At 29.9% G+C, this 26,002-nt stretch carries 18 protein-coding genes, 2 tRNA genes and 1 pseudogene; 16 read left to right on the top strand and 5 right to left on the bottom strand.

From position 1 onward, the window contains the following. Positions 1-200 precede the first annotated feature (200 nt). From hldE to GN161_RS01400, 3 genes are all read left to right on the top strand, one after another. A complete protein-coding gene (hldE, locus tag GN161_RS01410; protein WP_159714896.1) occupies positions 201-1,634 on the top strand; it encodes a bifunctional D-glycero-beta-D-manno-heptose-7-phosphate kinase/D-glycero-beta-D-manno-heptose 1-phosphate adenylyltransferase HldE in 1,434 nt (477 codons plus the stop codon). Between the two features lie 876 nt (positions 1,635-2,510). Further along, on the top strand, positions 2,511-3,155 hold the full coding sequence (ribB, locus tag GN161_RS01405; protein WP_159714895.1) for a 3,4-dihydroxy-2-butanone-4-phosphate synthase: 645 nt from the start codon (positions 2,511-2,513) through the stop codon (positions 3,153-3,155). A 346-nt stretch (positions 3,156-3,501) separates the two neighbouring features. Continuing rightward, on the top strand, positions 3,502-4,269 hold the full coding sequence (locus GN161_RS01400) for a 1-acylglycerol-3-phosphate O-acyltransferase (protein ID WP_159714894.1): 768 nt from the start codon (positions 3,502-3,504) through the stop codon (positions 4,267-4,269). 186 nt (positions 4,270-4,455) lie between these two features. Here the strand turns inward: GN161_RS01400 and metC are convergent, their stop codons facing one another. From metC to cutA, 3 genes are all read right to left on the bottom strand, one after another. Next, positions 4,456-5,658 carry a cystathionine beta-lyase gene (gene metC, locus GN161_RS01395; protein WP_159714892.1) on the bottom strand — a complete coding sequence of 401 codons (1,203 nt, stop codon included), beginning with the start codon at positions 5,656-5,658 and terminating at the stop codon, positions 4,456-4,458. A 1,328-nt stretch (positions 5,659-6,986) separates the two neighbouring features. Further along, positions 6,987-7,059: transfer RNA gene (locus GN161_RS01390), tRNA-Phe, on the bottom strand. A gap of 387 nt (positions 7,060-7,446) precedes the next feature. Next, on the bottom strand, positions 7,447-7,725 hold the full coding sequence (gene cutA / locus GN161_RS01385) for a divalent-cation tolerance protein CutA (RefSeq protein ID WP_236840118.1): 279 nt from the start codon (positions 7,723-7,725) through the stop codon (positions 7,447-7,449). A gap of 450 nt (positions 7,726-8,175) precedes the next feature. Between cutA and GN161_RS01380 the strand changes: the two genes are divergently transcribed. The 3 genes from GN161_RS01380 (at position 8,176) to efp (ending at position 10,878) form a co-directional block, all read left to right on the top strand. After that, entirely contained in the window at positions 8,176-8,469 is a 294-nt protein-coding gene (locus GN161_RS01380) for a co-chaperone GroES (RefSeq protein ID WP_011282622.1), read from the top strand. 48 nt (positions 8,470-8,517) lie between these two features. Then, the gene (groL, locus tag GN161_RS01375; protein ID WP_159714888.1) at positions 8,518-10,155 is read left to right on the top strand and encodes a chaperonin GroEL; all 1,638 of its coding nucleotides are present in this window, start codon (positions 8,518-8,520) and stop codon (positions 10,153-10,155) included. A 153-nt stretch (positions 10,156-10,308) separates the two neighbouring features. Continuing rightward, positions 10,309-10,878, top strand: coding sequence for an elongation factor P (gene efp, locus GN161_RS01370; protein WP_159714886.1), 570 nt, complete (start codon positions 10,309-10,311; stop codon positions 10,876-10,878). A gap of 13 nt (positions 10,879-10,891) precedes the next feature. On the opposite strand, the gene mscM is transcribed toward efp, so the two are convergent. Further along, positions 10,892-14,290, bottom strand: a complete 3,399-nt coding sequence (gene mscM, locus GN161_RS01365) for a miniconductance mechanosensitive channel MscM (RefSeq protein ID WP_159714884.1) — start codon at positions 14,288-14,290, stop codon at positions 10,892-10,894. A gap of 55 nt (positions 14,291-14,345) precedes the next feature. Beyond that, complete coding sequence (gene asd / locus GN161_RS01360) at positions 14,346-15,248, bottom strand: archaetidylserine decarboxylase (RefSeq protein WP_159714882.1); 903 nt, start codon at positions 15,246-15,248, stop codon at positions 14,346-14,348. Positions 15,249-15,963: 715 nt separating this feature from the next. On the opposite strand from asd, the gene orn reads away from it, so the two are divergent. The 10 genes and pseudogenes from orn (at position 15,964) to GN161_RS01310 (ending at position 25,838) form a co-directional block, all read left to right on the top strand. Next, positions 15,964-16,503, top strand: coding sequence for an oligoribonuclease (gene orn / locus GN161_RS01355; protein WP_159714880.1), 540 nt, complete (start codon positions 15,964-15,966; stop codon positions 16,501-16,503). 165 nt (positions 16,504-16,668) lie between these two features. Continuing rightward, positions 16,669-16,744 (top strand) — tRNA-Gly (locus GN161_RS01350). 599 nt (positions 16,745-17,343) lie between these two features. Beyond that, a complete protein-coding gene (tsaE, locus tag GN161_RS01345) occupies positions 17,344-17,814 on the top strand; it encodes a tRNA (adenosine(37)-N6)-threonylcarbamoyltransferase complex ATPase subunit type 1 TsaE (protein ID WP_420021885.1) in 471 nt (156 codons plus the stop codon). Between the two features lie 26 nt (positions 17,815-17,840). Further along, complete coding sequence (locus tag GN161_RS01340) at positions 17,841-19,088, top strand: N-acetylmuramoyl-L-alanine amidase (protein ID WP_236840117.1); 1,248 nt, start codon at positions 17,841-17,843, stop codon at positions 19,086-19,088. A 198-nt stretch (positions 19,089-19,286) separates the two neighbouring features. Then, positions 19,287-20,270, top strand: coding sequence for a tRNA (adenosine(37)-N6)-dimethylallyltransferase MiaA (gene miaA / locus GN161_RS01335; RefSeq protein ID WP_159714866.1), 984 nt, complete (start codon positions 19,287-19,289; stop codon positions 20,268-20,270). Between the two features lie 115 nt (positions 20,271-20,385). Beyond that, a pseudogene (locus GN161_RS01330) lies at positions 20,386-20,575 on the top strand (RNA chaperone Hfq). Between the two features lie 146 nt (positions 20,576-20,721). After that, complete coding sequence (gene hflX / locus GN161_RS01325; protein ID WP_159715528.1) at positions 20,722-22,008, top strand: ribosome rescue GTPase HflX; 1,287 nt, start codon at positions 20,722-20,724, stop codon at positions 22,006-22,008. A gap of 56 nt (positions 22,009-22,064) precedes the next feature. Beyond that, positions 22,065-23,366 carry an FtsH protease activity modulator HflK gene (hflK, locus tag GN161_RS01320; protein WP_159714864.1) on the top strand — a complete coding sequence of 434 codons (1,302 nt, stop codon included), beginning with the start codon at positions 22,065-22,067 and terminating at the stop codon, positions 23,364-23,366. Next, on the top strand, positions 23,367-24,392 hold the full coding sequence (hflC, locus tag GN161_RS01315; protein WP_159714862.1) for a protease modulator HflC: 1,026 nt from the start codon (positions 23,367-23,369) through the stop codon (positions 24,390-24,392). A 147-nt stretch (positions 24,393-24,539) separates the two neighbouring features. Then, on the top strand, positions 24,540-25,838 hold the full coding sequence (locus GN161_RS01310) for an adenylosuccinate synthase (protein ID WP_159714860.1): 1,299 nt from the start codon (positions 24,540-24,542) through the stop codon (positions 25,836-25,838). The last annotated feature ends 164 nt before the right edge of the window (positions 25,839-26,002 follow it).

Here is a 26,002-nt window from a genome sequence, read left to right as displayed (position 1 = left end):
TAAATCTAATATAAAATGTTATTTATTTTTTTTAAGGAATGTAAGTTTAACAGTGTTTCAGCGCGGTGTTATAAATATACCAAGATTTATTGGTATTATTGATTTTCATTGCTTACCGAATAATTTAATATGTTATTATTATTAATTTTATATAGAATCAACTATTTTTTATTTATTTAGGAATGTTTATTAAGTGAATTATGGCTGCTATTTTTCCAAATTTTTTTAGGTCTAGCGTATTAATTGTAGGGGATGTTATGTTAGACCGATATTGGTATGGGTCTACTGATAAGATTTCTCCAGAAGCACCGGTTCCAATCGTTAAGATTGATAAAATTATAGATAGACCAGGTGGAGCTGCTAATGTCGCAATGAATATTGCTGCTTTAGGTGCGCAATCAAGATTATTAGGGATAACTGGAGTTGATGAAGCGGCTAGAATTTTAAAAAAACAGCTTGATGAATCAAAGATAAAATGGAATTTTATCTCAATTGATACGTGTCCTACCATAATTAAATTGCGTATAATGTCCCGTAATCAACAACTTATCAGATTAGATTTTGAAAAATGTTTTAACAGTGTTGATACTACCAAATTATTGAAACAAGTTGAATTGTATTTACCAAAATATAAGGTATTAGTTTTATCTGATTATGCTAAAGGTTCGTTAAATCGCATAGAAGAAATTATTAAATTGGCGCGTTATGTTAATATGCCAATCATAATAGATCCTAAAGGTGTACAATTCGCTCGTTATAAAGGAGCTACTTTATTGACCCCTAATATATCAGAATTTGAATCGGTAGTAGGATTTTGTCGTGATGAAAAAATTTTAATAAATCGCGCTCAAGAAATTATAATTGATTACAATTTATCAGCTTTATTAATTACGCGTGCTGAAAAAGGTATGATTTTATGTATGAGGGATACATCTCCATTGTATTTTCCCACTCAGACAAAGGAAGTATATGATGTAACTGGAGCTGGTGACACAGTAGTTGCTATGTTATCAGTAGCGTTATCTTCTGGTAAAAGTTTAGAGGAATCGTGTTTTTTAGCAAATTTAGCCGCTGGTGCTGTAGTAAGAAAATTTGGGACTTCTACGATTAATTCAATTGAGATGGAAAATGTCATGAGTAGCTCTGCATATGTTAATATACCCTATGGTATTTTAGATGAGGAAACGTTAAAACAGACAATATCTTTCGTACGTAATAGAGGAGAAAAAATAGTCATGACTAATGGTGTATTTGATATATTGCATCCTGGTCATATAAGTTATTTAACTAATGCCAAAAAGCTTGGGGATAGATTAGTTGTGGCCGTCAATAGTGATGATTCAACGAGGCGTTTAAAAGGTAAAACAAGACCCATAAACACTCTAGAAAAGCGCATGCTTATATTAGCTGCTTTAACAGTAGTAGATTGGGTTGTACCTTTTAATGAGGATACACCTGCAAGATTAATTGCAAATTTGTCCCCAGATTTCTTAGTGAAAGGTGGTGATTATCATATTTGTGATATTGAAGGTAGTCGAGAAGTATTAAATAGTGGAGGAACAGTGCATGTTTTAAATTTTGAAACTGGTTATTCTAGCAGTAATATTATTAATGTTATGAAACATAAAAATTAAAGATAATGTGAATATATTATGGATATGTATTTATGATACGATGCTAATGAAAGTATAATAACTATTTCAAAAGTAAGGAATTTTGTGTGTAATCATACTACTCAGATACAAATAGGGTATCAATATATTGATATATTAATGATATGATTATATGTGTTGATAATAATGTGATTATATAAGATTTTTTAATTTAGTTCACTATTAGAATAATGAATGTTCCATTTACTGTGAAGTTGATGTTTATGTTTGGTGTATGATATTTTAAATTTTTTGATTATTTTTTGTTGAGCTTTAAATAAGATTTGATATTTGTAATTAGTTATTTTGACTGTAATAATTTATATTATATCGTTTCATCTACTAAATAGTTTTAAGGTGTTTTCATATAAATTATATGTAAAATATTGAATAATTGTAGGAAATGGATCATGTAATAATGGTCTTGTTTTTTTTAATTTGTAAGATTAATGTAATTGATCCTATTAGTTATTTTAATCACTCACTGTGATATTAAGTACAATAAATATTGTTGTAATACATGTTTCTAGTTTCTTTATATGGCACATATGCCATGAAATATCTAATGTGTTAATTTATTTTTAAAGTCAGATGGAATGGTTGGTTTGAGAATAGTTTATGATATCTATGAATTGTATTTTTTACGATAAAAATATGTAATAAGTAGAGTATTGTTATGGAGATTTTATGTATGTTGGTGTTGTATAATTTAAATATTTGTGGAGATAGTTTGAATAAAGAGGACAATGTATAGAAATTTTAGTTAATATGTATTTGGGTTTTAAATTATATTTGTACTTATAGTGAGTTTGTTTTGATGTTGATAAATTATGGTATTTGAGAAGGATTGAAATAATCATGCATCGGCGGAAATTTTTATCTAAATTTGGTACACCTATACAGCGCGTTCAAAATGCGTTAGAAGCGTTACGTCGTGGTCGTGGTATTTTGGTAATGGATGATGAAAATCGTGAGAATGAAGGTGATATGATATTTGCTGCAGAAAATATGACTGTTGAACAAATGGCATTAGCCATTCGTTATGGTAGTGGAATTGTTTGTTTATGTTTAACGGAGGATCGGTGTAAGCAGTTAAATTTGGCAATGATGGTAGAAGATAATAGTAATCGTTATAACACTGCTTTTACTGTCACTATAGAAGCAGCAAAAGGAGTCACTACTGGAGTGTCAGCCTCAGATAGATTAACTACTATTAGAGCTTCTATAGAAGATAATGCAAGACCTTCCGATTTGAATCGGCCCGGTCATGTTTTTCCTTTGCGCGCTCGAAATGGTGGGGTTTTGGCTCGATTTGGTCATACGGAAGCAGCAATTGATTTAACTGTGTTAGCAGGGCTTAGACCGTTTGGGGTATTATGTGAGGTTACCAACGAGGATGGAAGTATGGCACGTATATTAGATATAATTGCATTTGCACATAGATACACAATGCCAGTTTTAACTATTTCAGACTTGATAGCTTATCGTATCCGTGCAACTTAATATAAGCTATTGGTAATTTAGTAGCGAACTCTATAACTGAAGAATATTGTAAATTTTTGTTATATAGCGAATTTATATCATTGCATTATTATAGATGATAGTATGTTTGATTCAAGGAAGTTTTGTATATGTATAAAAAATATTATTTGTATTATTATAGTATTGCTATATATATATAACAAAGTTATATATTCAAAATAAGGATGGTCTTTATAATTGGAGTGATTAATCATAAGAACTGTTGTTAATAATATACACTAAAAATGGTGCGGTTTGATCGCTTAAATATATACGATGAATATAATTTTTATTAAAAAATTTTTGACGATACATTTAAGGAGAAGAAATGCTTGCAGTTATGCGTATTATTTTAGTTTTGATGGCTTCAATTATTATTTGTATATTTGGTATTATTTATTGTTTATTTAGACCGCGTCAGCGATTATATCATACTGCTTTATTTGGTCGTTTGTTTGGGAGCATGGCTCCTATTTTTGGTATTCAAGTTAAAATACGAAATTTATCAAGCGATCAATTACCGAAGCATTGTATATATATAGCTAATCATCAAAATAATTATGATATGATCACAGCAGCGTGTGTTGTGAGGCCACGTACAATAATAGTGGGTAAAAAAAATTTATTGTGGATTCCGTTTTTTGGACAACTGTATTGGTTATGTGGCAATATATTAATAAATCGTAGTCAAAGTATTAGATCTCATACTACTTTACTACAAATAGCTAAAGTTATAAAAGCGCGTGATATTTCTATTTGGGTATTTCCGGAAGGTACACGCAGTGCTGGTCGAGGATTATTACCATTTAAAATTGGTGCTTTTCATGCTGCAATTTCGGCTAGAGTCCCAGTTGTGCCTGTATGTGTGTCTAATATTTCTAATAAAAAAATAAAACTAAATCGGTGGTCTAATGGTTTAGTGATTATTGAAATTATGGATCCTATATATACTCAGAAATATGAACCTAACAAAGTGAGAGATATGACTCAATATTGTTATGAAGTTATGAAGTTAAAAATTGATTCTTTAAATAAAGAAGTGGTTGAATACGAAATGCAAATAACTAGATCGTTAAACACACATGTTATGAAATAATTTTTTAATGTATTAGTATGTATAGTTTTAGTATGTGTTGTGTTAACCTGTGTACAGGTTTTTGAAAAATACGGGAATAGTTACGTGGTTACAATAATAGTACTTGTGTCTGTGATAATGAAAGTTACATGATTATTATCGTATCCGTGAATTTGAAAGTTTAGAATATTTCAATATAAATAATATTTATATTGATTGTTGTATATTTATACGGTTAAGACCATCTGATAAATCATTAATTAAGTCATTAGGATGTTCTAATCCTATATGGACTCGAACTAACGTTCCTTTAAAATCTAGGGTACCGGCGGGACGTATGGGATGCAGTTCTTCGACTTGATTGACTAAAATTAACGATTCAAATCCACCCCAGGAATATGCAATTTTAAAGTATCTAAAATGATCAACAAAATTAGATAATTGCCAATTATTTAAACGTTGTTTCAGAATAAATGAGAATAAACCGCTAGATCCACTGAAATCTCTTATAAAGTATTCATGTCCTTTACATGAAGCTAAAGCAGGATGATTGACTCGTTCTACTGCGGGGTGTTGAGCTAACCAATGAGCAACGTGTAATCCATTTTCTTCATGTTGTTTTAATCTAATATATAAAGTACGTAGTCCACGTGATGCCATGTAAGCGGTGTCAGAATCGACCATTTGACCCATCAAAAAAGATTGTTCTTGTAATTGATCCCAACAACGTGCATTGGACACTGCAGTTCCTATCATTCCATCAGAATGACCTATAATATACTTAGTCCCTGATTGCAGAGAAATATCTACTCCCATATCTAATGCTTTAAAAAAAATTCCTGCCGACCAAGTATTATCTAATAATACAATTATATCTGATTTTTTTTTACGTATTGTTTTGACGATATCAGGAATATTTTGTACTTCCATAGTTATTGATCCTGGTGATTCTAATATAACTAAACGAGTGTTATGTTGAATTAAATTAGAAAGATCATGCCCAATAATTAATGGATCGAACCAAGTAGTGTCTATATTCATTTTTTTTAAAAAATATCGACAGAATTTTTGAGTGGGTTCATATGCTGATCCTGTCATTAATATATGGTCTCCTGGGCGTATAAAAGAAAGGATAGTATGAGTAATTGCTGCTGTACCACATGGATATAGTACGCAACCCACGCCATTTTCTAACTCGATCATTGATTGACGTAAGGAAAAATGAGTAATAGTTCCATAGCGCCCGTAAAATAATTTATCGGTTATATTATGATTTTTAATAGCTTGTTGTTGTTGTGTAATTGAATTAAATACTACCGAAGATGTCCGTTGGATGATAGGATTAATCGCTCCGTATGTATATTTTATATCTCTTCCAGATGTAATTAGTTTTGTTTCAAATTTTTTCATGATTATTATATTGAATAGATGAATGATAAAAATAAAAAATTAGTTTTAATTTTAAGAATGCATAAGAAATACGTATTTTTCATATATTATAAACGTATGTTAGAATATATGCTAATTTTTATTTTTTAATTTTTATAATAATACTGTGAAAGTAAGAATTTATTTAACAGATGTTTTGATATTTGATTTTAATTGGAGTAAAAATAACAGAGCTCAAGATTGTATGGGTAAAATATAATATAAATTTATGACGATAGAAAATTTATTGTTAGTGTAGTTATATATGTGATATATCGGCTGGGGTTGGTATAATGATTAATATGTATATACATGGTTGTAATTGATCAAGATAGTTATTAAAATAAATTATTGCCTAGTTCTGTAGTATAATAATGGTATAATCCCTTATTATGGTGGGATTATAATAATTACCATGAGTTTATAAGTGTATATTTGAATTGCGTTGTTGTATTATTTATGTGATATGTAGAATTTAATTTAGTCATTGATAATAAAGTATTATTTTGATAATAATTATGGTGTCTTCTAAATGTTTAGAAGATCAGTATAATTTGTTGTTGTGATGATATAAGTAGTTAAAGTTTTTGATAGAAAAACGCATGTTTTTTACAGTATTAGAAAGAGCAGATTTTTATAGAAAATAACATTTCAAAAATTATTATAGTGATTGTTGGTACCTGCATTCTATTAGTTGCATGTAATAAAATTTAGTAATCAACTTTAATTTTATTACTTTATACTCGTTGAGTATAGTTAAAAAATTAATTTTTTATTTATTATCTTTTAATCCGAAAGTCAGTCGTGAGTTTTTATATATTCTTATAGTTAACTAATAATTATTAACAGTGTTAGCATTTTTCATGATGACAGTGAAATTATATATGTATAATAAACTTTTCATTTATCAATGGATATTGATGATTATTTGCTATTTAGTTAGTCTAAAATTGTTTCTTAAGTACTGTTGATTTGTTGGTTTTTAACGGTTATCAACGATAATACGAAAATATAGTTTTCTGTTTATAGATATAATGTGGATTGTACAGGTTATAGATAACCTAAAATTATCTGGGTTTTCGTATGTATACCTATAATAGTTACACGCAATCATCTGTTTTGCGTATTATCATAAAGTGAAAATTTTTATATCACGTACAGTTTTTTATTTATTTTTTTATAAATATGTTACTAAGAGCAATCTGCTTGTTGATGGGTAACTCCATGTAAAATTGATATAAATGTAAATGTGTCATTAAAATGTTTTCAGTTGAATTGGACATCGTCTTGAGTTGTATCTTTGTAACATATGCCCGGACTTGGAATTGAACCAAGGACACGAGGATCTTCAGTCCTCTGCTCTACCAACTGAGCTATCCGGGCTTTTAATTGTTTTTTTTAATATGAGCAGTGTAAAAGAACTTAATTGTATTATCTTGATTCTTTTGGTTTCGTCAATATATTTTGTTTATTAATGATGAGATTTGTATCTTAAATATTTTAAAATAGTAAATAATTGTTAGACAAGTTATTCATTCTCAGTGACATGTTTATGTTATTATTTATCTGTACTAGATTGTGTTCTTCCTTTAAAGAGAATAGTATTCTCCTCTGTTGTTAGTTTTAATATGTCATGATCGCAATAAAAGTTACAAATATACAATGTTGTACCTAATAAAAGGGTATTATAAGCCAATTCAATTGGCTTATAATACTACTATAATTATTCATTAATCATTATGTATTCAACGAATATTTAGAATACTAGCATCATTTTAACATTGATCGCATCCATGATAAATAATTTGATTCTCCGTCTATTATAGGGAGGACTAATAATTCTGGAACTTTATAGGGATGCAATTTTTTGATTGTATTAAAAACTGGTTCTTTTAAGAGACTTTTTGTTTTTATTAACAATTGTAATTCAATGCTTTCTTTTAGAGTATTGTCCCAATAATAAAATGAACGTACTTCTTTAAATAAAGTTATACATGCTGCCAGTTTATGATGTAATAGAGTTTTTGTTAAATTGCAAACAATAGACATATCGTTAGGTATGGTACACAAGATTATTATCATTTTTTTATTTTTGAATGTTTAATTGATATATTTATAAACTATACATTTATAGTGTGTATTAATATTTTGTTTTTCAATATTTTATTGATTATTTTAGTATGTATGTATTAATATTTAATGAAATTAAACTTGTATTTTGGATTTATATCCATCGTATTAGATGATAATTATGTAGGAAGTATTAAACAATAATGAGTGTTAATTTTTTATTAATTATGAGCAGGTATTTTTATGGAGATTCAAATATGTATATATGTAAAAAATTTTTTATCGCCCCTTGAAGCGGTCTTGAATGCCCCCATTTTAAGTATTGTCCTGAGGTAGTGAATATTAATAAAATTTGCATCTACTCTCTAACTTAAGAGATCTTTAACATAGGGATGCAAATAATTAGATAATATAATTAGGGAGCATTAAATGAAAATTCGTCCATTACATGATCGTGTAATTGTTAAACGTAAAGAGGTTGAATCAAAATCTGCAGGCGGTATTGTGTTGACTGGGTCTGCGGCAGGGAAATCTACACGCGGAGAGGTATTGGCTGTTGGTCATGGCCGTGTTTTGGAAAACGGGGGGGTAAAGGCTTTAGATGTACGTATTGGTGATACCGTGATTTTCAATGACGGGTATGGTGTAAAAGTGGAGAAAATTGATAATGAAGAAGTATTAATTATGTCAGAAAGCGATATCCTTGCTATCGTTGAGAAATAATTCGCTACTAACTTATTAATTGAACTAAAAATTTTTAAGGAAAATGAAATGGCAGCTAAAGATGTGAAATTTGGTAACGATGCTCGCGTAAAGATGCTGCGCGGCGTTAATGTATTGGCCGATGCAGTTAAAGTTACTCTTGGTCCTAAGGGTAGAAACGTAGTATTAGATAAATCTTTTGGAGCTCCAGTTATAACTAAAGATGGGGTATCTGTAGCGCGAGAAATTGAATTGGAAGATAAATTTGAAAATATGGGCGCTCAAATGGTGAAAGAAGTTGCTTCCAAAGCAAATGATTCTGCGGGTGATGGGACTACTACTGCTACTGTGTTAGCTCAATCTATAGTTAATGAAGGATTGAAAGCGGTAGCAGCTGGAATGAATCCCATGGATTTGAAACGTGGGATTGATAAGGCGGTGGTTGCGGCAGTAGAAGAATTGAAAAAATTATCTGTGCCTTGTTCGGATCCTAAGGCTATTGCTCAAGTGGGTACTATTTCTGCAAATTCTGATGAAACTGTTGGTAAACTTATTGCGCAAGCTATGGATAAGGTAGGAAAAGAAGGAGTAATTACCGTAGAAGAAGGATCTGGTTTACAGGATGAATTGGATGTAGTAGAAGGGATGCAATTTGATCGTGGTTATCTTTCGCCTTATTTTGTCAATAAACCTGAGAGTGGTACAGTGGAGTTAGAACATCCGTTTATTTTGTTAGCAGATAAAAAGATTTCTAATATTAGAGAAATGTTGCCTATATTGGAATCTGTTGCAAAGGCAGGAAAACCATTACTCATTATTGCTGAAGATGTTGAAGGAGAAGCTTTAGCTACTTTGGTAGTAAATAATATGCGTGGTATAGTGAAAGTAACTGCTGTAAAGGCCCCAGGTTTTGGTGATAGACGTAAGGCTATGTTGCAAGATATAGCGATATTGACGGCTGGAACTGTAATTTCTGAAGAAATTGGATTGGAATTAGAAAAAGCAACGTTAGAGGATATGGGACAAGCTAAACGTGTAGTTATCACTAAGGATGCTACCACTATTATTGATGGAGTTGGTAATAAGTCTTCGATAAATAGCCGTGTAGCGCAAATTAATCAACAGCGTGATGAGGCTACTTCTGATTATGATCGTGAAAAGCTGCAAGAACGTGTTGCTAAATTAGCTGGTGGAGTGGCAGTAATTAAAGTTGGAGCGGCTACTGAAGTAGAAATGAAAGAAAAGAAGGCACGTGTAGAAGACGCGTTGCATGCAACTCGCGCTGCTGTAGAAGAAGGTGTAGTTGCGGGTGGTGGTGTGGCTTTAATTCGTGTGGCGAATGCTATTAGAAACCTGTGTGGTGATAATGAAGATCAGAACGTTGGTATTAAGGTAGCTCGGAGAGCAATGGAAGCTCCGTTGCGTCAGATTATGGCAAATGCTGGAGAAGAGCCATCAGTAATAGCTAACAACGTTAGATCAGGAGAAGGTAATACTGGTTATAATGCTGCTACTGAAAAATATGGCAATATGATTGAATTAGGTATCTTAGATCCTACGAAAGTGACTCGTTCAGCGTTGCAATATGCAGCATCTATCGCAGGTTTAATGATTACTACTGAATGTATGGTGACTGAATTACCTAAAGAAGATAAACCAGATTTAGGAAATGCAGGAGCGGGTGGTAATATGGGTGGTATGATGTAGTTTGTGTCTTGCAATTATTATAATTTAAATAAACAACCCTAATCTATTAATCTGTATAATCCTAATTTCTTAAAAATTAGGGTTGTTTATTTAAAAAGGTGTTTTGTAATGGTTATTAGTGAGATTGTATGGTTTTTTTAAGAAGTAATTCGCATGGTATTATATAATATTAATGAATTTAAATCGGGATTAAAGATTATTCAAAATGGAGAGCCGTGTGTTATTATTAGTAGTGAGTCTATAAAACCTGGAAAATGTCAAGCTTTTAGTCGTTTAAAGTTTAGACAAATAATTTCTGGAAAAATTTTAGAAAAGACTTTTAAGTCTGGAGATTATTTAGAATCAGCTAATGTAACAGAGGTCAATGTAGTTTATATGTATCATGATAGTAAAGTTTGGTATTTTATGAATGAAAAAAATTTTGAAGAGATCGCTGTTTCTGAAAAAATAATGGGATCGAATTTTAAATGGATTATTAATCAACTACATTATGTAATCACTTTGTGGGATAACTTTCCGATTCTTATTACTCCTCCTGATTGTATAGAATTAAAAATAGTGAAGACTACTCCGGTGGTAAAAAAGAACAGTGCTGGATCGTCTGGAACTAAGTTAGCTACTGTAAGCACTGGTGCTACAGTTAAAGTACCATTTTTTATTCAATTAGGAGAATCAATTAAAATTAATACTCGTTTGGGAACATATATATCGCGAGCTAAGTAAGTCATAGTAATTTTTATTTTTTTGTGTAATGATTGGTGTTAGGATAGTTAGAATCAAAAGTATCAATGGAGGACAGTTGATTGTTATGCATAAATATAGGGAAATATGGTAGTTTTAGTCCGTTGTTTTGATAATATTCTATGATTAACATATGTATTTGATGACATAAAGGCATACGAAGTTTTATATCTGATATATGTATTCGTATTTCGAATACAGGTAATCCTTGCTGTAGATCTACTAAATATACCTCTGGAGAGGGAGTACTTAAGGCAAAGGAAGAATTTTTTGCTATTTGTAACAAGACTTTTACTATATTTTTCATATCTGTTTGTAATGGAGCAGGAACACGTAGTACTACGCGTGTTAATGTATCTGATAAAGACCAATTGATGAATTTTTTTGTGATAAATTCTTTGTTTGGAATAATAATTTCTTTATGATTCCAATCAGTAATAATAGTTGCACGGGTATTAATGCGAGTAATATTACCAGTGAGATTGTTGATGGTTACGGTGTCGCCAATACGAATTGGTTTTTCAAAAAGTATCATTAATCCAGAAATGAAATTAGCAAAAATTTCTTGTAAGCCGAATCCTAATCCTACTCCTAATGCTGCTACTAACCATTGTATTTTAGTCCATTCTATGCCTATTAAAGAACATCCTATCATTCCTCCGATCAACATCAGTATGTATTTAGTTAATGTAGTAATGGCGTATCCTGTTCCTGGCGTAAGATCTAAGTGTTGTAGAAAGGTAAGCTCTAGCAGTGCTGGTAAATTTTTCACTGTTTTTTTAGTTATTATTATTACTAAAATAGCAATAAGAAATGAATTTAATGTTATGGGTTGAATATTGTCTGCTCCCTTTATAGTAGATGTTACATCCCATAGTGTAATATTTTCTAAAAAAGAAAATGCTGAATATAAATCAGACCATAAAAAAGTCATCAATAATAGAGCTATAATAGTAAGAATAGATCGTATTAATTGTAAGGATTGTGTGCTAATAGTATCTAAATCTAAAATCTTTTTGTTTTTTTCGTTATCGAATATTAGTGTACTAGTGTTTAATTGACAATAATTTGATTCATTATATCTTGTTCTGTGAGCTAATTGTATTACTCGTTTTTGTTTGGCGCGTTCAAAAGCAATACGACGTCGTTGAATAGACATCCATCTACGAATTGTATGATATATAATTAATAACATAATCCAAATGAATAATGATGTTTCTAGTCGTGCCAATAATTCCTGTGAAGCAATCAAATGACCTACAGTACAAGAAATTACTGCTATTATTGGAGCGCATATCATTATATTCCACAAAGAACGATTGATAATATTGTCAGAGGAGTCATATTTATTTAAATATAAAGGTAATCCGGAGCACTTTAGATTATTAGTAATAAAAGTTAAATAAACACATAATAAAATGAAACATAAACGCCCTAAAGTATTATTAAATTCTTTATCGTTGTAACTGTTGAATGCAATTAATGTCATTATTAAAAAAACAATTGTTCCAACAGACCAGATATAGTGATGTGAGAAAACTTGTTGAACTCTTTTTTTTGGCCAACCAAAATGAGTAATAAATAATCCTTTTGAGGATGCAAAATAAGCGCTTACTATACACATCCATAATATAAAAGTTGTAGCATAGATTCCATCACTAATTGCAACAGAAATGGGATATAACCAAGCATGATTTAAACTATATCCTATGACCATCCATAATATTGGAGCTGGTAAAGCGATCAACATTGAGTACCATATATTATGAAAAGTAAGTAAAAAATTATCTTGATTTACCTTGCCTATTTTTTTGCTAGATCGTTCTAAAAATTTTTGATAATGATGATATGCACCAAAATGAAATCCAATTGATATTATTATACATAATATTATTGGTATCCATGTGTTACGATTAGTGAAAATCATTTTTAATGAAGATATTATTTGGTAGTTAAATTTGTCGATAATTAATAATTTGTATAAATCTTGATAAATGTCTATTGGATAGGATACAGTGATTGGATGGACATCAGTGGTCCAAAATAAATAGCGATGTATAGCTTTTCGTATGTTTTTTAATGCTTCTTTAAGTTCCGTATGTGCAACTTTTAACTGTGTTAATTCGAGTATTTGTTTTTCTATATTATTCAATAATAGAGTAATAATATTGCGTTGTGTGGCAAGCTGTGTTTCAAGAATATGTTGTTGTGACAATGTTAATGGGGTGCCGTCATCTTGTTTTATTTGATGTAACATAGGTGAATTTAGTTTATTTAATTGATTTTCGTATCGTAGGCGTTTAGCTCTTAGTTGCGCCATATCGTGATCTAATTGTTGAGATTTAGGCATTTCTGGTAACTTGGAAACTTGAGAGCGAAGTATTTCTCTAAGAGCTGGGGATTTATCTAACCATTGGGCTTGTTCTAGTAAGTTATGAAAGGTCTGGTGTACTTGTGAAATATGTGATGCAATTTCTTGTTTCTTTAATGCAATATTATTTATGTAATGTGCTTGTTGATTAAGAATAATTGCAAGATCCCGATTAGTTTTTAGTTGTTTTTCTATGGATTTTGGTAATGCATTGTTCTCTTGTATTAATACTTTTTTTGTATATTCAACTGTTTTTTTAGTTTCTTCTTGATGTATATAGTTTAATTGATGTTTTAATACCTCTAATTTATTATCTGTATGATTGTAATTGTTATTAAGTAATGTTATGTGTATTGGGGATAATTCTTTGTAATTATTGACTTTTAATTGATTAAATTTAAGTTCGTCCATATTTAATGATTTATTTTTTTGTTCTATGTGTGATGTAGTAAATTTTTTTGGTTCTATGGGGGTATTGATACTTGTATTAACATATAATATTTTTTGTTGATCTAAATTATTTAATTTGTTTTGAGTAGTAACTTGTTGTTTCGGTAAAAACATTAGTGATTCATTGAGAGAATATTCAATATAATGTTTTTGTTGTAATTGTTTTGGTGAATTTGTTAATTGATTATTAATTTGAAATAATTTTTGTTTTAGTTCAGGATCACAAAGATTTTTATAAATATTAATATTTTTATTGGATGTTTTTTCGTATTCCTTAATTAATTGAAAAGTTATATGTGAGAAGTCATTTATAACTTTTTGATTTTTATTAATTTTAATTTTGGAATATTTTCTTTCAGAAATAAAATGCAAGGTAGATTGTGGACTATTAATCATGGTTTTATTCTGAATATTAATATTTTCTTTTTTTTGTGCATTTTGTAAATATTTTTTTATTTCTTGTGTATATGAAAAATTACATGATATGGTTGTTAATGGAAACAAATATCCTAATATATATATTAAGAAAAAAAAATATTTACAAAATATTGCTCTTTTTTGAACAGTGTCCATTGATATAAAATGTTATTCATGGGTTTAAAATATGCATGTGAGTATATGTATATAGTTATTTTTTTTGATTGCATCCTCGTGCTAAAGGCATACCAATACGAGCAATACTGTGTGGTTGTAGTAGATTATTAAAAATAACTTGTTTGTCATCGAATAAATTAATAACAGTAGATCCTAATTTAAATAGCCCCATTTCATCTCCTTTTTGCAATATAATGGTATTATCAGCATTTTTATTATTATTTGTGGTATTGGTATTATTTGTGGGGTAATGCCAATGTTTAACAACGCCTTCTCGTGGTGGGGTAATCTTTCCTAACCATGTAGTTTCTATGCTCCCTACTATCATAGCTCCAACTAAAATTTGAGCCATATATCCAAAATCTGTTTCGAATAAACAGATGACTCTTTCATTACGAGAAAATATATTAGGTATATTTTTAGTAATTTTTGGGTGTACTGAAAACAAATCACCGGGTATATATAACATTTCTCGGAGTGTACCTGTGCAAGGCATATATATACGATGGCAGTTTTGAGGAGGTATATAAAAAATAACAAAACTGCCATCGCTAAAGTAGTCAATGATGTTATCATGGCCTGCTAGCAATCCGTCTAAAGGATAGGAGATATTTTTTACTTGGAATATGTTTGTTTGGTTTATTTTTCCTATTTGGGTGATGATCCCATCAGCTGGAATAATTAAAGTAGATGGATTAGTATCAATAGGTCGAGCGTTTTTATGTAATTTCCGAGTAAAAAATTCATTAAATGTTGCATAATTGGTGACATTTGGTTTATCAGATTCATTCATGTCTATCTTATAGACATGAATGAATAGTAGGATAGCATAACGTGTTATCCATCCGCCTTTCCATGAGGATACTAGTCCTGCTAAGTAGGTAATCCAATATTTTGGTAATAAGTATTGTAATAAAATTTGTATTTTTTCTAACATAATATATACCTAATTTAGATTATTAATTTTTACTTGTCGATTTATAGTGTTTAGATTATGTATGTTTTTTATTTTGTTTTAGATATTCGTTTTACTTTTAAATATTAATATAACATATAATGTGTTTTTAATCGTATAAAAGTATGTAAAAGTTATTTAGTTGTATTTTGATAGTAAAGTTCAGGTTATTGTTAAAAAGAAATTATGAGCTGATAGAGATTATTAATTATATAGTTTTTATTAATTTTAAGGATGTGTGGAGTTTTATTTTTATGACAGTGATTGTGTAATGAACTTTTATAATAAAGGTCATTACTTCATTTTAGTTGTAAGATAAGCAGTGATTATTAATTTTGATAGTATTATAAAAAATGTAACTTGAAAAGTTTTGTGATGCATTAAGTGATTAGTTATTTTATTTTATAAAATTAACATAAACAAAATTTATAAGTAATAGTAATTTTATAATTTTTTAAAATAATTTAGTGGCTTTTTGTTTAATACTTGATATGTCTTTACAAGAGTATGTTAATATCAATCATTTAATGTTAAAAAATTTGAATGACTGATATTTGGTGATGTTGTATATAAGTTTTTTATAAGTTTCATTAACATTTAATATGTAAACATGATATTAATAAAAAATGAGGGTACTACGATAATACCACTTTTTTACTGGAGTAAACATTCAGTGAAACAAATTAAATGAGGTTATATGGGTGATAATCATTTGATATGGATTGATTTAGAGATGACTGGATTGAATCCAGAACAGGATCGTATTTTGGAAATAGCTACTTTAATAACCGATGATAAATTGAACGTTTTGTCGGAAGGGCCTGTTATAGCAATACATCAATCTGAATCACAGTTATTATTGATGGATGATTGGAATGTATGTGTTCATAATGCTACTGGGTTACTAAAAAAGGTAAGAGCTAGTAGATTAGATGAAATTAGCGCATCGAATTTGACAATAAAATTTTTAAGAAATTGGGTTGATTGTAAAAAATCTCCGATATGTGGAAATAGTGTAGCCCAGGATCGTCGATTTTTATTTCGGTATATGCCAGAATTAGAATCATATTTTAATTATCATTATTTAGATGTTAGTACAATTAAAGAATTGATGATTCGCTGGAGACCAGATTTGATATCTGGGTTGCAGTTGTGTAAAACTCATAGCGCATTGGAAGATATTCGTGCATCTGTTTCAGAATTAATGTATTATCGCAAGTATTTCATACAGTTATAAGATAACATAAGGTGGATGCACGGCAAATATTATTATTTGGAATAATAATAAGAGGAGATTGAGTTTATATTAACAATTATGTTTGTATGTAATGTTGGTGTTGTTTATAACGAGTACGTAAGTTAATTAAGTAATATTTATATTGTATTTTTTGTTTTTGATTAAGCGGGAATAGCTCAGTGGGAAGAGTACAACCTTGCCAAGGTTGGGGTCGCGAGTTCGAACCTCGTTTCCCGCTCCATTTTGATTATTTAAGTGTTATATTATTTATTATGTATTAATATGAATAAAGTTTAAAATAGATATTGCAATATAATTTAAGTATGTCACATTGAATATAAATTATGAATTTTATGTAGTTTTTACATAATTAAAATATGTGTATTCATTACTATGAATGATGAGATTCGTCATTGATACATGTCATATTGACATGTGATTATGTGTTAATTTTGTGAGAATATTAGCAATGTATACTGTATTTTATTAATACATACGATTTTAAATATCTATTATTTTATTTTTTATATAAAATATATTTTGATCCGAAAGATCAATGTCTTAATATAACAAGTTTATTATAACATAAATTGATTTTTTTAGGTGTGTATATATTACATATTATATATTTTATATATACTGTTAATTTTTATTTTAGTTTAGGTAAATATATTAATATATTTTATGATTTTAATATTTTTCGAAAAATTTTATGTATATTTTTATATTTTTTAAAAATGTATAAAAGCAAGTGTTTATGTTAGGATTTGATATCTTTTGTCTATAAGGTATTTTGTTTGCGTAAGATTTTGAATTATATTAACAATGAATAAATGTGTATTGATATTATTTGATGAATCGGAAACCCTGTTGTTAGGTGCTACATTAGCTACAGTTTGTGCTCCAGGTTGTGTGATTTATTTAAATGGCTATGTAGGGTCAGGAAAATCTGTTTTTTGTAAAGGTTTTTTAAATGAATTAGGGCATATTGGACATGTAAATAGTCCAACTTATACTTTGATTGAATCTTATACTTTAGCGCGTTGGTATGTATTTCATTGTGATTTTTATCGGTTAAATTCTTCAGAAGATCTTGAGTGCATGGGAATAAGAGATTATTTTGATGGTCGTGCCATATGTTTAATAGAATGGCCAAAAAAAGGGATGGGAATGTTACCGACAGAAGATATTTCAGTGACGATAAATTATCATGAACATAAAGAATCTAGGCAAGTGATTATAGAATCTTTCAGTAATTTAGGTCACAGCATGCTAGATGCTTTGTTAGTATATTGGAAATTGGATACATGAAGTGGAAGTACGACATAATTTTTGTCATGATGATATTTTCGAAATATTTATATTTCGAATTAGTTATAGCATCTACTCTTAGTGCGATTTCTGTGACAAATAATGTAAATCAAGCCACGGTAATATTAGATTGCAATGCTTTCCCTGTATATATGGTGTTCTCTTTGCATAATCCAGAAAGGATTGTAATAGACCTTTTAAAAGAATCTAAAGCGAAAAATAATATATTTCCAATACATTTTAATGGTATTAATTTAGTTAAATGTATTCGAACAAATACATCTGTTAATCATCAAAGTATACGTATTGTATTGGATTTAAGTTCTCCCGCGAATATAGGAACGATTACACAAAAACAAATACAAGATAATTATCATATTATATTGACAATTTTAAAAAAAAAAGTATTTACTAGATCTGATACAAATATTCATAAGATATCATCTGTTACAGATCGGAAAACTTCCGTTTATTCAAATCATGCGATAAATCATCCAAAAAGAATAATAGACACACAATTCATAAAAAAACAGAATCATAATAGGCAAGTAACATTCGCCCCTATTATTGTGGCTATTGATGCAGGACATGGTGGACAAGATCCAGGAGCCACAGGATATCATGGAATATATGAGAAAAATGTTACAATTAATATAGCTAAGAAATTAAAAATATTATTGGATTTGGATCCGAGCTTCAGAGCTGTTATGATCCGAGACGGAGACTATTTTTTATCGGTTATGGAGCGTTCTGATTTGGCCCGAAAGAGAGGAGCAAATATATTAATTTCTATTCATGCGGATTCTACTTTAAATGCTAATGTTAGAGGAGCATCAGTTTGGGTGTTATCTAATAGGCGTGCTAAAAGTGAAATGATGCATTGGTTGCAGTGTAGCGAAAAACATGCAGAGTTATTGGGAGGATTGGGAGATATACTAACTAGTTACCGCAGTGATCCGTATTTTAATCATTTAGTTTTAGATTTACAATTTGGTTACGCTCAACGGGTAGGATATGATATTGCGGCTCATGTGTTACTCCAATTAAAGAATGTCGCTCATTTACATAAGAATATACCTGAGTATTCTAGTTTTGGTGTATTAAGATCTCCTGATATTCCATCTATTTTAGTAGAAACTGGATTTATTAGTAACGTGAAAGAGGAGTGTTTGCTTGCGAATAATGGTTATCAAGAGAAAATAGCTAATGCTTTATATAAGGGTTTATGTTCTTATTTCGTTATGCCACAGAAAAAACTATTGGGTCATTCATGAGATAAACACACTTATTACTGCAGATTAATGCATGATAAATAGCACTTTTATATAAATCAGTGATTATGTGATTTGATTTTTTTAATAAATTATTGTTAATATCTATCATATACGCTTAATGTAAAGATCAAAATATTTTTTGAAATGATTGAAGTTGATTAGTAAATTATGGCAATGATTTAAGGTAATAACATTTTTATGTTGCATAGGTTAAGGAATAATAGTATTAAAAATCAGCCATCAATTATATTTTTAATGGGTCCTACGGCTTCTGGAAAAACAAGTTTAGCTATAGCTTTGAAAAAAAGAGAAGTAAAAATAGATATTATCAGTGTTGATTCGGCTTTGGTGTATCGTGGTATGAATATTGGTACAGCTAAGCCTGTTCCTGAAGAGTTAAAACTAGCTCCACATAAATTGATAGATATTCGTGATCCCGTCGAATGTTATTCAGCAGCAGATTTTTTTTGTGATGCAAATAGTGAAATAGAAAAAATTATAAAATCCGGACGTATACCTTTGCTAGTTGGTGGAACAATGTTATATTTTAAAATTTTGATGGAAGGATTGTTTTTTTTACCACCAACTAATCAAAAAATTCGTGATGATTTAGAATGTGAAGCACAGAGAATAGGATGGGTAAATATGTATGCTCTATTGAAACGTATTGATCCTATTTCGGCTAATAAAATCCATTTAAATGATCATAAAAGAATAATTCGAGCATTAGAAATTTTTTTTATTTCTGGTAGAACGTGTACTGAATTAAAATCAATTAATAATCAAAAACTGAAATATCAATTATATCAGTTCGCTGTTGTTCCTTCAAGTCGTGATATTTTAAATAAACGAATTGAGCAACGTTTTTATAGAATGTTAGATGTTGGGTTTGAGAATGAAGTTAGTATATTATTTGATAGGCCCGATTTGCACACAAAAGGAATAAAGTCATCTATTTGTTGTGTCGGTTATCGTCAGATGTGGGAATATTTATCTGGTGATATTGGCTATGATCAGATGATAATTAAAGGAATTTGTGCTACTCGGCGATTTGCAAAACATCAGTTAACTTGGTTGCGCAAGTGGCCAGATTTGCGGTGGTTAGATAGTAATAACTTGTGTGAGTCGGTTGATATTATATCAAAGATATTAACTAAAAATTTATCTGATATACTAAATTGATATGACTGATTTGGATATTTAAAATGATAAAAAACTAGTTTTTAAGGAAATTAAAAAATGAATAAAGTTTAATTATTATAAATTTCATTTTTTAAATATATTACGTTGAGAGTGCATCTCGGATTTTACTTATTTAATAAATGGTATTAAATTATAAGGGAGAGATTTTATTTTTGATATATTTATGATATTGTATAAAAAATACAGTTAATCAAATGATTTATACGCATGCTGTATCTACTATTGTACCTTTTCGTGTTATCTCGGATTATGTTAGTCGTGTTTGTAACAAAACCGTAGTTTGATTATTTATTTCAAATATTTTTATGTATTTTTCGTGTGTAGTTTGTCAATGTTAGTATTATTAAATTTTGTTAATATATAGTGTGTTAAAAAATAATGAATAGTTGCTATATGTGGTTATGTATAATTTATTGTGGAGTGGTTTTGGTTGGTTGATTTAAGTGATTTTAATGTGCAAGCTATATTAGTGCATACTTTTTCTTATAAAAAAAAAGAAGATGAAAATTTCAATTTACAAGAATTTTTGTCTTTGGCGTCTACAGCAGGTATGAAAATATTAGATGTTATTACTAATAATTACAAAACTTGTAATGCTAAATATTTTATCGGAATTGGAAAGGTATTAGAACTGGAACAAATAATTAAAAATAATTTTGTATCTGTTGTATTGTTCAATTGTATTTTATCTCCTCATCAAGAACGAAATCTTACAAGTTTATTACAATGTAGTATAATTGATAGGAATCAATTAATTCTTAATATTTTTGCACGACGTGCGCGTACATATGAAGGCAAATTGCAAGTGAAGTTAGCTCAATTGCGGCATTTAAATTCTCGTTTAGTGCATGAATGGAGTCATCTTGAGCGTCAAAAGGGAGGTATTGGTTTGAGAGGGGGTTCGGGAGAGATGCAATTAGAAAGCGATCGTCGTTTATTACGTAAAGAGATTCTCCAGGTGTTATTACGTTTAAAAAAAATAGAGAATCAAAGAGAGCAGAGTAGACGTCATCGTTTTAGAATTGGAATTCCTACTGTTTCTTTAGTAGGGTACACAAATGCTGGAAAATCTACTTTATTTAATGCAATGACAGCATCACATGTGTACGTAGAAGAAAAACTGTTCTCGACTCTCGATCCTACATGCAGACGTATTATGTATAAGGGAGCACATAATATTATATTAGTGGATACAGTAGGTTTTATCCAAAATTTACCGAGAGGTTTAATATCTTCTTTTAAAGCAACTTTACAGGAAACGATACAATCGACTTTACTATTACATGTTGTAGACGTTGCTAATGAAAGATTTGAAAAAAACATTAACACGGTGCATTATGTATTAAATAGTATGAATATCCGTAATATTCCAATGCTTTTGGTAATGAATAAGATAGATCAGTTAAAAAAGATGGTACCACGTATTGATCGAGATAATGATGGTTATCCAGTGCGAGTGTGGATATCAGCTCAAAATGATTTAGGTATTTTTTTGTTAACACAAGTTATTAATGAATTACTATCAAATGATATGATTTCTTATGAGTTACGAATGCCTATAAATAGTGATTTATGTCAGCAGTTATATAGGTCTCAAATTGTTAAAGAATATTGGGTCGAAGATCATAATTATATTAGATTAAAAATATATGTATCTTCAGTAGATTGGAATCGTTTATTAAAAAATAATAAATTATTGACAGATTATATTGTTTGATGTTGTTAAAATAAAGAAGAATAGTGTATTTCGTTCATGTAATATGTGAGGAAAATATGGTTTGTAATTATTTCAATAACTATAAGTATATTCATGATCCATGGGGGCATCATGATAAGAACGATGTGGATCGTTCTTCTTCTCAGGATAAGAAGAAATCTAAATTTAGTATATTAAATTCAGATAAATATTTAGATAAAATAACTGATAAATTCAGTATATTTAGTAATCAAAATAAAGATTTGGAGAAATTTTCTAAAAATAAAAAATTTTTTATAATTTTAATGTTGATGATTATTATGTTTGTCTGGGTTGTTAGTGGTTTGTACACGATTAAAGAGGCGGAGCGTGGAGTAGTTTTAAGATTTGGGAAATATCATCATTTAGTACAACCAGGGTTAAATTGGAAACCTACTTTTTTTGATGTAGTAATACCGGTAAATGTAGAGTCGGTACGTGAATTGGCGGCTTCTGGTATGATGTTAACTTCAGATGAAAACGTAGTTCGAGTAGAGATGAATGTGCAATATCGTATAACTGAGCCAAAAAATTATTTATTTAATGTTATTGATGCTGATGATAGCTTGCGTCAAGCTACTGATAGTGCTTTGCGTGGGGTTATTGGAAAATATAATATGGATCGTATTTTAACAGAAGGACGTACGGTGGTACGTAGTGATACTCGAAGAGTTTTAGAGAAAACTATACTTCCTTATAATATGGGTATTACTTTGTTAGACGTAAATTTTCAAACAGCTCGTCCCCCAGAAGAGGTAAAAGCAGCGTTTGATGATGCTATTGCTGCTCGGGAAAATGAACAACAATATATTCGTGAAGCTGAAGCGTATGCTAATGAAGTGCAACCACGTGCTAATGGGCACGCGCAGCGTATTTTAGAGGAAGGTCGTGCGTATAAAGCACGTACTATTTTAGAAGCGCAAGGAGAAGTACAAAGATTTTCTAAAATTTTGCCAGAATATAAAGCGGCTCCTGAAATTACTCGTGAAAGATTATACATAAATTCCATGGAACGTGTATTAAGTAATACTAGAAAAATATTTATAAATTCAAAAAATACTCAAAATGTATTATTATTGCCTTCAGGTCGAGTGAAACAAATAAAAGATAATAGCAATACGGTATCATATTCTGATAGTGTTGATAACATCGATGATACTTTTAACTTACATCAAACATGTGCTACTAGTGATTCTAATATTGATCATTCACAGTTAATATCAAAAAATAATCGTCAACTATCTCGTCATATTAATACTATACCTGAAGAAAAAATATTAGGTCAAAGACAGGATAATATACAACGTGTTGATATTGTGCGTAAAGGGAGAGAGTCATAAATGTTCCGAAATGTTTTTTCATTTATTATATGTGTAATAGTAGTTTTGTTTTTTTCTTTATTTTCGATAGAAGAGGGGCATAAAGGTATTATATTACGTTTTGATAAGGTGTTACGTGATACAGATAATAATCCATTAATTTATAATCCTGGACTACATATAAAAATTCCATTTATTGAGACGATTAAAATTTTAGATTCACGTATTCAAACTATGGATAATCAAGCGGATCGTTTTGTTACTATGGAAAAAAAGGATTTGATTATTGATTCTTATGTTAAATGGCGTATTAGTGATTTAAGTCGATATTATTTGGCAACAGGAGGGGGTGATATTGCTCAAGCAGAAGTATTAATAAAACGAAAATTTTATGATCGTTTACGTTCAGAATTAGGAAGATTAAATGTTCAAGGTATTGTAACCGATTCACGCAATCAATTGATGACTGATGTTTGTGTATCATTAAATAATGGTACTTCAGGGGAAGAAATACCGGCATTTCATTCCAAAGAGATAAAAAGATTTAATTTTTTTTTAAAAGATAGTGATATTTCAACGAAAGAACAATATCGTGTTTCTGATGTAATTAATCCAAATAGTATGGCTGCATTGGGTATTGAGATAGTAGATGTGCGGATTAAGCAAATTAATTTGCCGACAGAAGTGTCTGATGCAATTTATCAGCGTATGCGCGCAGAGCGTGATGCTGTTGCTAGACGTCATAGGTCACAGGGACGGGAAGAAGCAGAGAAATTACGTGCTACAGCAGATTATGAAGTAACACGTACTTTAGCTGAAGCTAAACGTCAATCTTTAATTATTAGAGGTGAAGCTGATGCAGAAACTGCTAAATTATATGCTACTGCTTTTAATGAAGATCCATCATTTTATGCTTTAGTACGTACTTTACGTGCATATGAAAATAGTTTCAAGAAAAACAACAACGATCTTATGGTATTAAGTGCAGAAACTGATTTTTTACGTTTTATGAAATCACCAAAAGGATTGTCAAATATTAATAATTAGTTGTGTAGTGAAAGTGGTGTATATGTGCTGAGTAGTTATGATTTTTTGTTTGATAAATAATATATGATTATATGATATGGAAAATAGAATATATGTATCTAGTATTTATTAGTAATAATTTTTACATTGGAAAGGTGATTTTAGGGTATGGTTAGAACCGTTGCTGTGTTAGGAGCTCAATGGGGTGATGAGGGTAAAGGGAAGATAGTGGATTGGTTAACTTCTCAAGCTCGGTATGTGGTCCGTTATCAAGGAGGGCATAATGCTGGTCATACTATTACGGTGGGCCGTAAGAAAATTACTTTACATTTAATTCCTTCTGGAATTTTGCATGATCATGTCACTACCATTATTGCTAGCGGTGTTGTGTTATCACCAGTTTCTTTAATAAAAGAAATTCAAATGTTACAAGAAGTAGGCGTGGTCACGTGTAAACGCATATTTGTCGCTACATCTTGTCCTTTAGTATTGCCGTATCATGTTGCAATGGATTTAGCTAGAGAAAAGCATCAAGTATCTAAAGCCATTGGTACTACAGGGTGTGGTATTGGACCAGCTTATGAAGATAAAGTTGCACGGCGTGCGTTGCGAGTAGGTGATTTATATAACTTAAATAATTTTAAAAATAAACTAAAAGATGTGGTTAGTTATTATAATTTTCAATTAGTTCATTATTATAAGACGCAACCTGTCAATTACCAGATGGTTTTAGATGAAGTTATTGCAGTATATGATTTCTTGATGGATATGATTGTGGATGTGCCGGAGTTATTGGATAATGCTTTAAAACGAGGCGATGCGGTTATATTTGAAGGAGCTCAGGGTAGTTTATTGGATGTTGACCATGGGACATATCCTTATGTCACTGCCACTCATACTGTTTCTGGAGGTGTTAGTGTGGGTGTGGGAATGGGACCTAATTGTATTGATTATATTTTAGGTGTTATAAAAGCATATTCTACCCGTGTTGGTTTTGGTCCTTTTCCTACAGAATTATCGAATGATATAGGGAATTGGTTGTGCATTAACGGTAATGAATTTGGTTCTACTACTGGACGTCGTCGTCGTATTGGTTGGTTTGATGCGGTGGCGGTACGGTATTCTATAAGGATTAATGCTTTTTTTTCGTGTTGTTTAACAAAACTTGATATTTTAGATGGTTTAGAAGAGATAAAAATTTGTGTCGCTTATCGTAGGAAAAATGGACAAGTAATATATAATTTTCCCTCTTCTGCGGAAGAATTAGAACATTTAGAACCTGTGTATGAAGTGTTACCTGGATGGATGAAAAATACCGTAGGTATTACGGTGTTTCATAAACTTCCTGAGAAGTCACAGTATTATGTTAGGCGTATAGAAGAAATCATAGGGATTCCTATAAATATTATTTCTACTGGATCAGAGCGTTCTGAAATGATAGTGTTACGTAATCCGTTCGATTCTTAATTAATATAAGGAACTGATACTTACTACTAAGTAGTAGATGATTTTTTTATTGATAAATAAAATTTTTTAAATCTGAAATATTTATATGTTATTTATGATAATTTATAATTGACAATTTTAGTAATAGAGTATGGATATGTAAATATTTTAGGATATTTGAAAAT

Origin of the sequence: Blochmannia endosymbiont of Camponotus nipponensis (assembly GCF_009827135.1) — a bacterium.
Taxonomy (GTDB): domain Bacteria; phylum Pseudomonadota; class Gammaproteobacteria; order Enterobacterales; family Enterobacteriaceae; genus Blochmanniella.
The sequence above is the reverse complement of the archived record's forward strand: the minus strand, read 5'-3'. Positions and strand labels throughout refer to the sequence as shown.

Coding starts and splice junctions, on each gene's coding strand:
- cutA (WP_236840118.1), bottom strand. CDS start 7,725: ATGTCTATTGTTTGCAATTTAACAAAAACTCTATTACATCATAAACTG.
- miaA (WP_159714866.1), top strand. CDS start 19,287: ATGTTGCATAGGTTAAGGAATAATAGTATTAAAAATCAGCCATCAATT.
- ribB (WP_159714895.1), top strand. CDS start 2,511: ATGCATCGGCGGAAATTTTTATCTAAATTTGGTACACCTATACAGCGC.
- efp (WP_159714886.1), top strand. CDS start 10,309: ATGGTATTATATAATATTAATGAATTTAAATCGGGATTAAAGATTATT.
- hflK (WP_159714864.1), top strand. CDS start 22,065: ATGGTTTGTAATTATTTCAATAACTATAAGTATATTCATGATCCATGG.
- metC (WP_159714892.1), bottom strand. CDS start 5,658: ATGAAAAAATTTGAAACAAAACTAATTACATCTGGAAGAGATATAAAA.
- GN161_RS01380 (WP_011282622.1), top strand. CDS start 8,176: ATGAAAATTCGTCCATTACATGATCGTGTAATTGTTAAACGTAAAGAG.
- asd (WP_159714882.1), bottom strand. CDS start 15,248: ATGTTAGAAAAAATACAAATTTTATTACAATACTTATTACCAAAATAT.
- GN161_RS01310 (WP_159714860.1), top strand. CDS start 24,540: ATGGTTAGAACCGTTGCTGTGTTAGGAGCTCAATGGGGTGATGAGGGT.
- hldE (WP_159714896.1), top strand. CDS start 201: ATGGCTGCTATTTTTCCAAATTTTTTTAGGTCTAGCGTATTAATTGTA.
- hflC (WP_159714862.1), top strand. CDS start 23,367: ATGTTCCGAAATGTTTTTTCATTTATTATATGTGTAATAGTAGTTTTG.
- mscM (WP_159714884.1), bottom strand. CDS start 14,290: ATGGACACTGTTCAAAAAAGAGCAATATTTTGTAAATATTTTTTTTTC.
- orn (WP_159714880.1), top strand. CDS start 15,964: ATGGGTGATAATCATTTGATATGGATTGATTTAGAGATGACTGGATTG.
- GN161_RS01340 (WP_236840117.1), top strand. CDS start 17,841: ATGATGATATTTTCGAAATATTTATATTTCGAATTAGTTATAGCATCT.
- GN161_RS01400 (WP_159714894.1), top strand. CDS start 3,502: ATGCTTGCAGTTATGCGTATTATTTTAGTTTTGATGGCTTCAATTATT.
- groL (WP_159714888.1), top strand. CDS start 8,518: ATGGCAGCTAAAGATGTGAAATTTGGTAACGATGCTCGCGTAAAGATG.